Source organism: Caballeronia sp. GAWG2-1 (genome assembly GCF_023631405.1).
Classification (GTDB): Bacteria; Pseudomonadota; Gammaproteobacteria; order Burkholderiales; family Burkholderiaceae; genus Caballeronia.
In genome coordinates this window covers 1-11,473 of sequence record NZ_JALQDD010000049.1, presented here as the reverse complement: position 1 = coordinate 11,473, position 11,473 = coordinate 1, and the positions used below count along the sequence as shown (strand labels likewise).

At 63.7% G+C, this 11,473-nt stretch carries 9 protein-coding genes; 7 read left to right on the top strand and 2 right to left on the bottom strand.

The window, feature by feature from the left end; all coding sequences use genetic code 11:
• Positions 1-144: 144 nt before the first annotated feature.
• The 7 genes from NCR98_RS33035 (at position 145) to NCR98_RS33005 (ending at position 8,940) form a co-directional block, all read left to right on the top strand.
• Positions 145-1,722, top strand: coding sequence for a type VI secretion system Vgr family protein (locus NCR98_RS33035; protein ID WP_250528575.1), 1,578 nt, complete (start codon positions 145-147; stop codon positions 1,720-1,722).
• 78 nt (positions 1,723-1,800) lie between these two features.
• Positions 1,801-2,844, top strand: coding sequence for a hypothetical protein (locus NCR98_RS33030; RefSeq protein ID WP_250469934.1), 1,044 nt, complete (start codon positions 1,801-1,803; stop codon positions 2,842-2,844).
• 13 nt (positions 2,845-2,857) lie between these two features.
• Positions 2,858-5,575, top strand: a complete 2,718-nt coding sequence (locus NCR98_RS33025) for a DUF2169 family type VI secretion system accessory protein (RefSeq protein ID WP_250528574.1) — start codon at positions 2,858-2,860, stop codon at positions 5,573-5,575.
• Positions 5,572-6,612 (top strand): pentapeptide repeat-containing protein, encoded by a 1,041-nt coding sequence (locus NCR98_RS33020; RefSeq protein ID WP_250469932.1) that lies wholly within the window; start codon positions 5,572-5,574, stop codon positions 6,610-6,612. The genes NCR98_RS33025 and NCR98_RS33020 overlap by 4 nt, the downstream gene beginning before the upstream one ends.
• 23 nt (positions 6,613-6,635) lie before the next feature.
• Positions 6,636-7,337, top strand: coding sequence for a DUF3540 domain-containing protein (locus tag NCR98_RS33015; protein ID WP_250528573.1), 702 nt, complete (start codon positions 6,636-6,638; stop codon positions 7,335-7,337).
• Positions 7,338-7,393: 56 nt separating this feature from the next.
• A complete protein-coding gene (locus NCR98_RS33010; protein WP_244831876.1) occupies positions 7,394-7,786 on the top strand; it encodes a DUF4150 domain-containing protein in 393 nt (130 codons plus the stop codon).
• A 41-nt stretch (positions 7,787-7,827) separates the two neighbouring features.
• Positions 7,828-8,940 (top strand): serine hydrolase domain-containing protein, encoded by a 1,113-nt coding sequence (locus NCR98_RS33005; protein ID WP_250528572.1) that lies wholly within the window; start codon positions 7,828-7,830, stop codon positions 8,938-8,940.
• Between the two features lie 52 nt (positions 8,941-8,992).
• On the opposite strand, the gene NCR98_RS33000 is transcribed toward NCR98_RS33005, so the two are convergent.
• Positions 8,993-10,984, bottom strand: a complete 1,992-nt coding sequence (locus NCR98_RS33000; RefSeq protein WP_284504025.1) for a hypothetical protein — start codon at positions 10,982-10,984, stop codon at positions 8,993-8,995.
• 282 nt (positions 10,985-11,266) lie between these two features.
• A partial coding sequence (locus tag NCR98_RS32995) for a hypothetical protein (RefSeq protein WP_250469928.1) occupies positions 11,267-11,473 on the bottom strand: 207 nt, incomplete at its 5' end.

Sequence of the window (11,473 nt, the reverse complement as noted above, 5' to 3'; positions counted from 1 at the left end):
AAAAAATAAAAAAAAACCGGGGCACGACCGGCGCGGAGGATTTTAACCGAAATATTAGTTCGAACCCACCCATGGATTAATCACCCGGGCCGCGCCCCGCCGCCCCCCCCCCCCGCTCCTCGCTTGAACGGCAGATAAAACGCCATGACTTCGCTCTCCGCACGACTCGCCAACAATCAGCGCTTCAGCTTCGTCTCCGATGCTTACGCGGCCGACACGTTCTCGGTGGTGCGCATGCACGGGCGCGAGGCGATCTCGCAACTCTTTCGCTTCGAAGTGACGCTCGTCGCCGACGACGCCGCCATCGATCTGACGAAGATGTTGCAGAACAACGCGACCTTCAGCATCGGCGCACCCGATGACAGTTCGCGCACCACGCCATATTCCGGCATGCTCGCCGAGTTCGACCAGTTGCATCATGCGGGCGGCTACACGTTTTATCGCGCGGTGCTCGTGCCGCGTGCGTGGCGGCTTACGCTTACGCGCACCTGCGAGGTCTATTTGAACGAGCAGACCATCCCGCAGATTCTGGGCGGCGTGTTGCGCGACGCGCAGCTCACGGGCAACGCCGTCGATCTGAAGCTGACGGGCGAGTATCGTCCGCGCAGCTATGTGTGCCAGTTCCAGGAAAGCCATTTCGACTTCGTGTCGCGCTGGATGGAAAAGGAAGGCATGTACTACTACTTCGCGCAGAGCGGCGAGGCGGACACGTTGACCATCGTCGATGACCGCGCCATGCACGCCGCCGATGCGCTGCCGGTCAACTACCGCCCCGCCGACGAGCTGGATACGGGCGTCGCGCCGGACTCGGTGCAGAGCTTCGTGTGCCGCACGAAGCCGCTGCCCGCGAAGGTGGTGCTGCAGGACTACAACTATCGCAAGGCGTCGTTGCCGCTCGTCGCGCAGGCGGATGTATCCGCGCAAGGTTTCGGCGAAGCGATGTTCTACGGCGACAACTTCCGCGACGCCGACGAAGGCACGCGTTACGCGAAGCTGCGCGCAGAGGGGATTTTTTGCGGCGGCGTTCGTTTTCATGGTCAGGCCACGGCGGTGGGCTTGCGCAGCGGCTATTTCATGCAGATGTCGCATCACTATCGCGACGACTTCAACGGCCGCTATCTCGTGACCGAGATCACGCATGAAGGATCGCAGGCGGGCGCGCTGCTCGCGGGCATCAAGACGCCGTTTAGCGAAAACGGCGCGGCGCGTGAAGAGATCATCTACCGCAACACGTTTTCGGCGATCAAGGCGGACGTTCAGTATCGCGCGCCGCGCGACACGGCGCGGCCGACTATCGCGGGCACGCTGAACGCGACCGTCGATGCGGAGGGCAGCGGCGAATATGCCGAGCTCGACGAATACGGACAGTACACCGTGCAGTTGCCGTTCGACCGCACGGACAAGGCGGCGGCGAAAGGCTCGGCGCGCGTTCGCATGGCGACGCCTTATTCCGGCGATGGACACGGCATGCATTTTCCGCTGCTGAAGGGCGCGGAGGTGTTGCTTGAATTCAGCGACGGCGATCCGGATCAGCCGGTGATTGTCGGGACGGTGCCGAATTCGGTGAATTCGAGTGTGGTGAATCAGGGGAATCCGGCGATGAATCGAATGGTGACGAAGGGTGGAAACATCTTGGAGATGTCAGATAAGGATGGTGGCCAGACGATCCATCTTTTTTCGCCGAACGGCGCGACACATATTTTTATCGGCGCGCGCGACTAAGGCGCGATAGGCACGCGTTTCCACGCTCCTTTCATTGCATCGACAGCCACGCATCTGCGCTTTCAGGAGATAACAGTCATGAGCTTCACTCAGTTCACACTGGAAGACGTCAACACGATGACGGTCGGAACCACCAACAACCTCGCGGTCGGGGAAGTCAACTCCGCGTTTTGTACCGGCCAAACCGCACTCACAGCAACGACCAACAATTCGGTGACGCTCGGCACATATCTGGCTGCAGTGCTCGGCAACAACGTCACATGGACTTATGGGACCACGCTGGGCATGCAGGACGGTGCAACGGTCGATTTTAGCGACTCCACCTCCACGCAGGCACAAGGAACCGTAGCCCTCAAGGGCGGCATTCATCCTCTCGGCATGTCCGCACTCGCCATCCTCAAGGCCGCGATGACGGCGACCAAGGCGCTGATCGGCGTGACTGTCGCGATTAATCTCGTGTACGGCACCGCGCTCGGTGTGCTCGACGCCACCGACGTCAGCAAGGACAAGGTGAAACAGCAAGCGGCCGAGGCCGCGTCCATAGGCGTGAGCAATGCGCTGCTCACCGCGCTCCTGGTCGTTGTCGTCAAGCGACTCTCGACACTGTGCGAGGCGCTGCGCCAGACATCGACCCTGACCTTGGGACAGACCGGCGTGTCGCTCGGAACGGACTTTCTGCCAGCTTCCCAGAGCACGCTCGGAATGTCGCTTGCAGAAACTACGCTGACACGAACCACGCCGGCCGGCCAGAGTTCCATCTCATTGACGAATGCCACTGCGGGGTTCAAGCGCGTAGGCATCGACACAGGCTCGCTGAATTTCAGCGACGGCGCTTCGTCGCTCGACTTCACTGGACCAGCAGGCGCATCTTCGTTGCTGATGGGCCCGGACCAGGCAACCCTGCGCGGCGGCGACAGCAGCGTGCTCGTTACGCCCGCTACGTTGACGGCGCAGGTCGGCGCGAGCGCTCTGAACATGACACCCGAAGATTTTCTCGTCGAGTCGTCGGGTTGCACACTCAACATGGCTCAGGAAGTGTTCGTCGCGTCCGCGCCCGGCGCCATGATGCTAATCAGCCCCGAGGCGATCGAGGCCGATTCCGCATTCATCAAGCTCGGCTAGGCGACGAACGATCATGAAAATCCTCAAACCAGATACCGCCGGACTCGTCTATCGCACGTTGCGTTTCAACGAGCGCGATCTACTTTCCATGGGCGTGCTCGTGATGTTCGCTCTCGATGCGCCGCACGATGGACCGCCACGTCTCGCCTCCGAACCGGACTTGTGGAAGGCAGGCGCCGGCGCGACGGGAGACGGCCCGCTCGATGCCGGCTTCCCGAAGCCATGCGGCGAATGGCTCGCTTATGGCGCAGCCCACGCGCCGGCAGGCACGACCGCGACACTCGTCGAAACGACCGTGCAAGTAGGCGCTTCGCGAAAATCGCTCTTTGTGTATGGCGATCGCCGCTTCGGCCCGCTCGGAACGATCTCGGCCCCCGAGCCTTTCCACCGCATGCCGCTCGATGCCACGCGCGCGTTCGGCGGTCCTGAACACGCCGCCAATCCCGCCGGGCGCGGCGCGGTGTTCGCCGGCGACTCGGACCGCGTGTTACCTAACGTCGAGACGCCGGACGCGCTGATCGCCTCGCCCAGCGATGTCCGCGAACCCGCCGGATATTGGGCATTGCCCGCCACGTCGCCGCAACGGACCGCGTTGCTCGGCGCCTTCGATGACGACTGGCTCGCAAAGCAATGGCCGCATCTTCCGGCTGACACCCGGACCGATTACTTTTGCACGGCGCCGCACGACCAGCGTATCGCGGGATTCTGGCAAGGCGACGAGCGCATTGTTGTCGATTACATGCATCCCGATCAGCCGCATCTGGCGGCGCGCCTTCCGGCACTCAGGGCGCGCTGCTTCGTGACCCGTCGTATTGCTGGCGATATGCGCTTCGAGGAGTGCGCCGCGCGCCCGGAAACCGTCTGGATCCTGCCGGAGATCGGACAGGGCATCGTGTTATATCGCGCGGTTGCAGCGCTCGGCGATGAAGACGCGGACGACATCGCGCAGTTGATGGTCGACTTCGAGAGCATGACAAGCGCGCCGTTACCCGCCGAATACTATCGAGATCGCCTGCAAGCGCGGCTCAGTCTGACGCCTCCCGTGCCAGCCGCCGCAAGTGCGTCGCCCGCCCCTGCGGCGGCCGTCGCCACCCCGCCTGCCCTGAAAGCACCCGATGCACCTGATGCACCCGCCGTAGCGGGACCGAGCGATCCGGCTGCGTTCGCCGAACTCGAATCGCTCACCGCGCAGATCGAATCGACGACTCAGAATCTGTTGTCGAAGCACGGCATGCAAGCAAGCGAGCTCGAAGCACACTTACCGCAAGCGGGCACGCCGCCGTTCGACATCAAGTCGGGTGGCGATGCGGCATCCATGCAGCGTGACCTTCAATCGCTGACGCAAACGCTAGAAAGCAGCGCCGCTGATCTGATGAAGCGCTACGAACTCACGCCAGCCGATGTCGAGAAACTAACCGCGCCCGTGCTCGGCGCGAACGGCGCCAGCGCTCCCGCCGACGCGGCGACGCTCGCCGGGCAGTTGCGCGCAGCGTTCGCACAGACTCAACAGGCGCTCGCGGCGCGCGGCAGTTCGATCACCGGTCTTGCCGCACAGGTCACCGACCCTGAGACGGTCGCCGCACTGAACGAAGCGGCGAGCATCGACTTCGAGAGCATCGTGGGCGCGCTTTCGACCCTTGGCGCGTCTACGACCGCTGCTGCGCCCGCGACACAACCGCCCGCGAGCGCCGTGCTCGGAGTGCCGCAGCCGCCTCTACCGCTACGGCTGAATCGCGACGACGTGATAGCGCGCGCCGCGGCTGGTCATTCGCTTGCCAGCCTGAATCTGAGCGGCCTCGATTTGTCAGGCGCGATGCTCGAGCGCGCCGACTTGCGCCTCGCCGTGCTCAACGACGTCCGTCTCACTGGCGCGCGGCTCTCCGGCACCGATCTGTCGGGCGCGATGCTCGCTGGCGCCGATCTCGTCGGGGCGCAACTGCACGACGCGAAGCTCGACAACGTCAGCGCCCGCAACGCCAACTTCGGCGGTGCGCAGTTGCAACGCGCGTCTCTAAGTGCGAGTGACTTCGCGGACGCGGACTTTTCGGCGGCGAATCTGGAGGGCGCGCAACTCGCCCGCGCCATCTTCAGCAACGCGAAGATGATGGGCGTGAAGGCGTCCAGATGCGGCGCGGCGAAAGCTAGTTTTTCGCGCGCGGTCCTTGCGGGCGCCGACTTCACCGGGGCAAATCTCGCGAACGCGGTATTCGATCATGCGTCAATCGCGGGCGCCAGTTTCGTCGATGCGGACTGCTCCGTTCTCCGTCTGTTCGGCACTCAGGGCGCGGGCGCGCGTTTCGACAACGCCAACCTCTCGCAATCGCGCGCGGGCCTCGCCGCAAACCTCAGCGGCGCGAGTTTCGTGGGCGCGCGGCTGAACGCGGCCGTATGGCTCGACATTGACATATCTCAGGCAAACTTCGACCAAAGCGCGCTCGATCACGTGAATTTCAGCGGCGTCATAGCCCGTGGCGCGCGCTTCGTCAACGCGCGCGCGGTGTCTATCCGTCTGTCCAAGGCCGATTTGAGCGGTGCCGATTTCAGCCGCGCCAACCTGATGAACGCCAACTTGCGACGCGCCCGCCTCGACGGCGTGCGCTTCGTCTCGAGCAATCTTTACGGTGCGCAATGCTACGGATCAACGGTCGGCAACAGCGTGCTCGACGGCGCCAACGTCGATCGCACGCTGCTGCAGATTCCCGGCCGCGTGGAAGGTGAGGTGCGCTTATGAGCGCGCTTCCCGAACTCGTGCCGGGCGCGGCGCTGTCCAGAACCAGCCTGGCGGGCGCGGACCTCGCCGGGCGCGACCTAAGCGGCTGTCTGCTGGAGGGCGTCGATTTGCGCGGCGCCGACCTTTCGCGCACGAAGCTGAATGGGGCGCGCATCCGCCAATGCGATCTTTCGGGTGCGAATCTGAATGCCAGCGTTCTCGATGGTTCCCAATGGCACAACACGCAAGTTGCCGGTGCGAGTCTGCGTGAGACGCAAGCCACACGGGTGTTCTTTACGCGTGTCGGCTTCGGACGCACCGACTTTACGAGCGCGCAGATCGAGCGCGCGATGTTCGACGGCTGCGATTTGAGCGCCGCGACCTTCGCCGGCGCTCGCGTCTATCGCAGCGATGCGCTTGCCTGCAAGTTCGACGGCGCCGACTTCACCGACGCCGATCTCACGCGCTTTACGGCCCGCGACGCCGCGCTCGCGCGGGTAACGTTCTTGCGCACTGAACTCGTACAAGCTTTCTTTCTGAACGGCGATCTTGCCGGCCAGCGCTTCGACCAATGCAACCTCCATCAGTGCCAGTTCACGAATGCGAACCTTTCCGGCTCCGATTTCACCGGTGCAGAGCTCGTGCAGACGCGTTTTGATCGCGCGAAGCTCAACGCGGCGCGCTTTGCGGGCGCATCCGGCCGATACGCGCGCTTTGCGCAAGCCGACTTGTCCGGTGCCGATCTGACCGATGCCGAATTCGTCGTGGCCGATTTCAGCGGCGCGACGCTGACCGGGTCGCGCTGCGACGGCGCGAGTTGGACGCAGGCGGTCTTCACGCGCGCCATCTGGCAACGTTCGACGTTGACGGCGGCACGCTTCACGGACTGCGATCTGTCACACGTCGATCTGACGGAATCCGATTGCGCACGCGCGGATTTCGGCAATGCCGACTTCCATGCGCTGATCGACTCGCGTACGCATTGGGCGGGCGCGTCGCGCAACCACACACGTCCCACCGATCCGGTTCGGCTGCGCGCCGAAACCTGGGGTGTTTGACTTCTACTGTCTTGGAGCACGACATGGATACGCTGCCACTTACCCCTAACGACGTTCCCGTCGGCTGCGCGCCAGCAGTCAGCACGACCCTGCGTGCCGCCACGGTGACCGGTCGCGCAGGACCATGGTTTTTGCTCGACAGTCACGCCGAGCGTGCCTTGCAGGCTCAAAGCTGTCTGCTCGAACCGCAAGCGGGCGATCTTGTCCTCGTCTGCGGCGCGTTGCCCGCACAGGCTGCAGCCGACGGCGTGACGGCAACGACCACGGTGCCGTATCTCCTCGCGGTGCTGACCCGTGCCCAACCCGACGCCGGCACCATGATGCTGCCGGGCGGCGCAAGGATCGAATCCGCCGACGGCGACTTGCGGCTTTGTGCCACGCGTATCGCGCTGAACGGCGAGGAGGCCGTCGATGCCAGCACGCGCGCGTTCTCGCTCGACGCGGTTTCGACAGCGGTCACGAGCCACCAGGCCAGCGCGCGCATAGCGTCGCTCGACGCGGGTATCGAACGTCTTACGCTAGTCGCGCGCCATTTTCTCTCGACCGTCGGACGTGCCATCTTCCGTGCAAACGACAGTTCGCGATGGATTGAGGGTAACGACGAATTGCGTGCGGGCACGGCTCGCTGGCGCGTAAGCGGCGACGCGCACTTGCACACTCGCCACACGACCCTCGTCTCCGACGAGATGACGCGCATCGACGGCTCGAAGATAGAACTGGGCTGAGGCCCGGCCCCAGTCGACAAGACGCGACGAGACAATCGCACAAACGGAGGTATGCCGTGTTTGCAGTAACCATAGCTGCTGGCGAGATGATCGCCGAACCCGATGTCTGCCAAGTGCCGACGCCCGCTGGACCGGTACCGACGCCGTTTCCGAATATCGCCATGCCCATGATGGGCACGCCGCCGGCCGAGACCGTGCTGATCTGCGGAGCGCCCGCACTCAATCTCGGCTCAGAGATTCCGTTGACCAATGGCGATCAGGCCGGCGTGGCAGGCGGCGTGGCCTCGGGCACGATCATGGGCCCGGCGCGCTTCACCGAGGGCAGCATGAAGGTAATGGTGGCCGGCAATCCCGCCGTTCGGCTTACTTCGCCGACGACGCAAAATCAAAGTAACGCCATCGGCGTCGTGCTGGTGCCGAGCCAGCCTACCGTGATGATCATGAGCTGACCCCACGAGCCACACCGCCTCAAGCAACCACAACAACGACCATGCGCCACACCGCCCTCGCCCTTCTCCTCACCGCCTGCGCCACGCTTCCCGCCGCGGCCCAGCAACCCGCCGACGAGAGCGCCGCCATCCGGCAAGTCGTCGATACCTACCTGCAGCCGCTGCTCTCGTCGCATCAGGCGGCGGGGGCGATCGTCGGCGTGTCGCTGCACGGCAAGCGTTACTACTACGCATACGGCTCGGCCAACGACAACGGCGCGCCCTTCACGGCCGATAGCATCGTCGAGATCGGCTCGTGCACGAAAGTCTTCACAACCACGCTCTTCGCGCTCGCCATCGGCCGGCATCAGATCGCGCCGGATTCGTCGATACAGCGCTACATGCCCAACGGCGTCACGCTGCAAAGCGCCGCGCAGAACGTCACGCCGATGCAGCTCGCCGACTTCACTTCCGGCATGCCCGACAATCCGCCCGACGCACCGCGCAATCTGCGTTATCGCGGTATCGACCACTACACATCGGCGGACTTCTTTCGCTGGGTATCGTCGTGGTCGCCGGACGGTCCCCTGCCACGTCCCTACATGTATTCGAACGCAGGCGTCGGCGTGCTCGGCGTGACGCTCGTGCAGGCAACGGGGCGCGCGTGGGCCGATCAGCTATCGACGGATATCCTGCAACCGCTTGGCATGACAAGTTCGTTTTCGGCACCAGTCGACGTGCCGGGGCGCACGGCCGAAGGGCATCTTCGAGACGGGCAGCGCGCGCCGCAATGGCCGCTCTACGCGTGGTACGCGGCAGGCGCCATGCGCTCCACCGCCGCCGACATGTTGCGCTTCGGCGAGGCCAATCTCGGACACGGTGAAATAGACGGACGTCCGGTGCCCGCCGAACTGATCTCGGCGATGCACGCGGCTCAAGCGCCGCGCTACACGTTGCCGAACGGCATCGCGCAGCAAGGCATGGCGTGGGTCACGAACAACGGCAACGGCTCGCCCGGCTTGCATCCGGAAATTCTGAAGAACGGTGGAACGGCGGGATTCAGCTCGGTAATTCTCGTGAATCCGCACAAAGACGCGGCGATTTTTATCGCGGTCAATCAGGGCGAGACGCCGCCCGCGCCAGTGGCCATTGCCATCGGGCGGCATCTGCCTTGATGCGAAGCGCCGGAGTGGCGCATCGCATCATGCGTTTTTTTTCGGCGCTTTTTTACTTCGGAATACCCACGCGCTCGCACGTCGGCAAGCCGTTTTTCGGCACCTGGGTGTAGTGCATGATGTAGCCGTTCGCGAGCCCTTGCTTCGAGGCGAGCACGATCTGTCCCAACTGAGTCTTCGAGGCCAGCGTGGCCTTAGTCGGCTGCTGTTCGATGATCAGATTCTTGAGATCGGGATTCGCGCGCGCCGCGTCCTGACCGATGATCCGCCGGACATCCGACACGCTCGACCGATACCAGCCAATGAACGGGCGATACGAAGGCCCCGCATAGTGGCTGTCGATGATCATCCACGGATCGAGTTTGTCGAGCGCCTCCAGCACGTTGTCGTTCTGGAGGATGGACGCGAGATCGCCGCCAAGACGCGAACCCGGCTCGCCGATATGCGCCGGATCGTAGCGCCAGGCATCCGGTCCATTGCGCAAATCGGACCACTTCTTGCCGGTCCAGGTCACGACGTGCGTGAGGCCAATGGTGCTCGTCGGCGTAAAGGGGACCATCTTGCCTTTGACGATCGGCGACGCGGTGATATAGAGCAAGTCGCCCGGCAGCAGATACTGCGACGTGGTGTCGAAGTTGCCGCTGTTGATATCGAGCAGAACGCCCGCTTGCTTCGGTCCCGCCCAATCAGGCGTGCTGGTTGCGCCCGCGGGCGTCATGCACGCCTGCGTGGTCACGCCGGTTTCGACTTCCGTACTGCCCGTGAGCCCCGCGAAGTTGTAGACCCAAGACGTGAAGTCCGAGCAATCCACGCCATGCCACATGACCTCGGCAGGCTTGTAAGCCGGCGTGTTCGTGGCGGTGACACCGCTCGCCTGGATCTGCTGCGAACCGGTAGCGCTGCGTTGACCGGTGCAGGTCATGCCGTACTTTGGCGTCTTGGCGCCGCTCGCGCTCGCGGCCGCACCCGACGTGCTGCCCGCCGACGAATTGCGGTACTTCGGATCGGTTCCGCCCGAATCGTCCGGCGGCAGCCAGCCCGGCACATGATGATGGCAATAGTTGATGTCCTGATCGACCCAGAAGTTTTCCACCGCCATCACGAGTTCGCGATAAAACGTGTCGGTGTCGGTGCATCCTGAAGGCGCCTTGATCGCGCCGTACTGAGCGGCGAGCGGCCCCCAGCTACTGGCGGTCAGATAGGTCGCCCAATTGGTCTTGGTAAGACCGCCGGTGAGCTTTGCCTGCACGTCGTTCTGACGGCCCGCGAAGATCGCGGCGTTGTCCCTGAGCAAGGCGATGCGGTCGCCGCAAGTGGCCGCGCTGCCAATAGCCGTTTGTGCCGCGCCTGGCACGACCGGCGCGAACTGCGCCATCGACGTAATGCCTGAGCGGTTGCCCGCGCTGCCCGCATAGGTCGCGGCGCCTTGCGTGATCGTGCAGTTGCCGCCCGAGGGCGCCGCGACGGTGCCGTCATCGGCGATATCGCCCGAGCCTGCGTGACAGGACGCGAGCGTATCGCCATTGGCTGCCTGTGCGACGATGTTCTGCGTGCTGGTATCGATGGAAGAACCATCCGTCGTGCGGCTTTGCGATTCGGCGCCGAGCGCGAGACTCATTTTGGCGCCATCCGTGACCGTTCCGGTCGTGCCTGCGGTGACGAGCGTCGGCGTGGTCTGCTGGACGTCGATGTCGCCCGCGAACGCGTTCACGCGCGCGACTGCGGCGTTGATGTTGTCGGCGCTGAGGCCGCCGGCCGCGCGTGCATCGGCGACGATTGCGTTCGAATACGCCGAGACGACCATCTGCGAAGGCGCGTTGAGATACACGGCGTCGATTTCGGTGGAAAGGCTCGTATTGGTGCCGGTCGCTTCTTCCTGATAGCTGCCGCCCGTTACGCGCACGAAGAGCGGATAGTGCAGGCTGCCCTTGAGCGCGAAGGTGCCGTCGTTGTTGGTCGTGGCAGTGGCGAGCGGCTTGTCGGAGACGGTGCCGTCGGCGGCGAGTTGATACACCGCCACTGCTGCGTTCGCAACGGGACCCATGTACACGCCACCTGAAGTGGACGGCGACGAGCTGCCGCCGCCGCATGCGGCGAGAGCGAGCGAGAGCGCGGCGCTTGCCGCGACAGTAAGAAGAACGGGCTTCACGATAACCTTGCAGAAAGGGAACTGGGCACCACGAAGACTGGCGCGTGACTGATGCCTTTACGGCATGTCACTAGCGTAGGTGAAGGCCGTCAACGGCAAATGGCCGATAAGCCTTACAAACCACGTCCATTTCCGAAGATTGAAGCGTTTAAGTGAAAGCGGTGCAAAGGGCGTTCGTCAATGGGCGAACGCCTGGGCGAAGGGGTTTGAACGGTGTCTCTTGCAGAAGCTGCTGGCGACGACGCATTCACGAAGCCCCAAGAAGATACGTACTCGCACCAGTTGTGTGTGAGCAATCGACGCTTCTAAATTCCTGATGATCGGCTCATCTAATCGATTGTCACATTCTGTTGTCGTGCTTTCGGAACAACTGCGCGTGTCGTA

Coding starts and splice junctions, on each gene's coding strand:
- NCR98_RS33035 (WP_250528575.1), top strand. CDS start 145: ATGACTTCGCTCTCCGCACGACTCGCCAACAATCAGCGCTTCAGCTTC.
- NCR98_RS33030 (WP_250469934.1), top strand. CDS start 1,801: ATGAGCTTCACTCAGTTCACACTGGAAGACGTCAACACGATGACGGTC.
- NCR98_RS33025 (WP_250528574.1), top strand. CDS start 2,858: ATGAAAATCCTCAAACCAGATACCGCCGGACTCGTCTATCGCACGTTG.
- NCR98_RS33020 (WP_250469932.1), top strand. CDS start 5,572: ATGAGCGCGCTTCCCGAACTCGTGCCGGGCGCGGCGCTGTCCAGAACC.
- NCR98_RS33015 (WP_250528573.1), top strand. CDS start 6,636: ATGGATACGCTGCCACTTACCCCTAACGACGTTCCCGTCGGCTGCGCG.
- NCR98_RS33005 (WP_250528572.1), top strand. CDS start 7,828: ATGCGCCACACCGCCCTCGCCCTTCTCCTCACCGCCTGCGCCACGCTT.
- NCR98_RS33000 (WP_284504025.1), bottom strand. CDS start 10,984: ATGGGTCCCGTTGCGAACGCAGCAGTGGCGGTGTATCAACTCGCCGCC.